A 396-nucleotide genomic window follows, 5' to 3' on the forward strand; every position below is an offset into this window, starting at 1 on the left:
CGTAGTACTCCTCCAGGATCTCCGGGGCCGTCTCGGCGATCATCACCTTGTGGACCGTGTGGCCCTTGATGTCCATGCCGAGGATGTCCGTCGCGCGGGCGACGGCCTCGTCCGGGGTGGCGGCGAGCTTCACGCCACCGGCCTTGCCGCGGCCGCCGACCTTCACCTGGGCCTTGACGACGGACTTGCCACCGAGACGCTCAGTGGCTGCGCGGGCCGCCTCAGGCGTGTCGATGACTTCACCGGCCAGCACCGGTACATCGTGCTTGGCGAAGAGGTCCCTCGCCTGGTACTCGAACAGGTCCACGCGCTTCCGTCCCTATCAGTGATCTCGCGGTTCGTTGGATGCGTGGGCGTGCCGCGAAGGGCAACGTGACGTCCGCTCTGTCACAAGGG

General features: G+C 67.2%; 1 protein-coding gene. It reads right to left on the reverse strand.

The window, feature by feature from the left end:
• Positions 1-307 (reverse strand): ATP-grasp domain-containing protein (locus LPA54_RS41275; protein ID WP_228985516.1); only part of this gene is annotated, 307 nt, incomplete at its 3' end.
• Positions 308-396: the final 89 nt, after the last annotated feature.

The sequence above is a fragment of the Streptomyces sp. DH12 genome (assembly GCF_020873895.1).
In the GTDB taxonomy this organism is placed as follows: Bacteria; Actinomycetota; Actinomycetes; order Streptomycetales; family Streptomycetaceae; genus Streptomyces.